This is a genomic window from Roseimaritima sediminicola (genome assembly GCF_009618275.1).
Lineage (GTDB): Bacteria > Planctomycetota > Planctomycetia > Pirellulales > Pirellulaceae > Roseimaritima > Roseimaritima sediminicola.
This window is the reverse complement of sequence record NZ_WIAD01000160.1, coordinates 1-528: the sequence shown is the minus strand read 5'-3', so window position 1 is coordinate 528 and position 528 is coordinate 1. Positions and strand designations below refer to the sequence as shown.

1 pseudogene is annotated in these 528 nt (G+C 54.9%); it reads left to right on the top strand.

Going from position 1 to position 528, the window contains the following annotated elements:
* Positions 1–262: 262 nt before the first annotated feature.
* Positions 263–528: pseudogene (locus GE027_RS23520) on the top strand (hypothetical protein); the annotation flags it as partial.

Genomic DNA, 528 nt, shown 5'->3' with positions numbered 1-528 from the left:
ATAAATCAAAGGGGTCAGGCCTCTTTGATGACTGTTTAGGTTCGGGGTAGAAAGGCGTTTTCTGTTCTTGGAGGGCCGAGCCAATGCCGAGACCACCAGGAGCCGATGAGGCGGGCGGACTGTACCACGCCCTCAATCGCGGCAACTTGCGTGCGACCATCTTTCACAAAGACGCTGATTACGAGGCCTTTGAGCGAATCCTGCACGAATCCTGCATGAAGCCTTGCAGATCCTTCAGATTGAGTTGTACTCGTTTCAACTGATGTCGAATCACTATCATTTGCTGCTGCGCCCACGCGTCGATGGTGAGATGAGTCGTTTCATGGGCTGGGTGGGAGGCACGCACACGATGCGATCGTTATGCGCACTACCACACCAGCGGAATGGGACATGTTTATCAGCAACGCTACAAAAGCTTCCCCATCCAGGACGACGACCATTTCTTAGTGGTCTGTCGCTCGCGTCGAGCGAAATGCCCTGCGAGCGGGACTGGTCGATCGAGCCGAAGACTGGCGGTGGAGTTCGTTG